The 333-nt window shown below is 55.6% G+C and carries 1 protein-coding gene and 1 pseudogene; both read left to right on the top strand.

All coding sequences use genetic code 11. The features are described from left to right. Positions 1-2: 2 nt before the first annotated feature. Positions 3-263, top strand: a pseudogene (locus MTCD1_RS21565) (lysis protein); the annotation flags it as partial. Further along, on the top strand, positions 199-333 hold a 135-nt coding region (rz1, locus tag MTCD1_RS22760), incomplete at its 3' end, for a lysis system o-spanin lipoprotein Rz1 (protein ID WP_369007718.1). The pseudogene MTCD1_RS21565 and the gene rz1, both read left to right, overlap by 65 nt.

The following is a 333-nucleotide window of genomic DNA, read 5'->3' as shown; positions in this document are numbered from 1 at the left end:
GCCTGTCATGGGCTGTTAATCATTACCGTGATAACGCCATTACCTACAAAGCCCAGCGCGACAAAAATGCCAGCGAACTGAAGCTGGCGAACGCGGCCATTACTGCCATGCCGATGCGTCAGCGTGATGTTGCTGCGCTCGATGCAAAATACACGAAGGAGTTAGCTGATGCTAAAGCTGAAAATGATGCTCTGCGTGATGATGTTGCCGCTGGTCGTCGTCGGTTGCACATCAAAGCAGTCTGTCAGTCAGTGCGTGAAGCCACCACCGCCTCCGGCGTGGATAATGGACCCTCCCCCCGACGGGCAGACACCGGTGAACGGGAAGATGGCA

The sequence above is a fragment of the Colwellia marinimaniae genome (assembly GCF_002207865.1).
Classification (GTDB): domain Bacteria; phylum Pseudomonadota; class Gammaproteobacteria; order Enterobacterales; family Alteromonadaceae; genus Colwellia; species Colwellia marinimaniae.
This window is presented reverse-complemented; position numbering and strand designations above follow the sequence as displayed.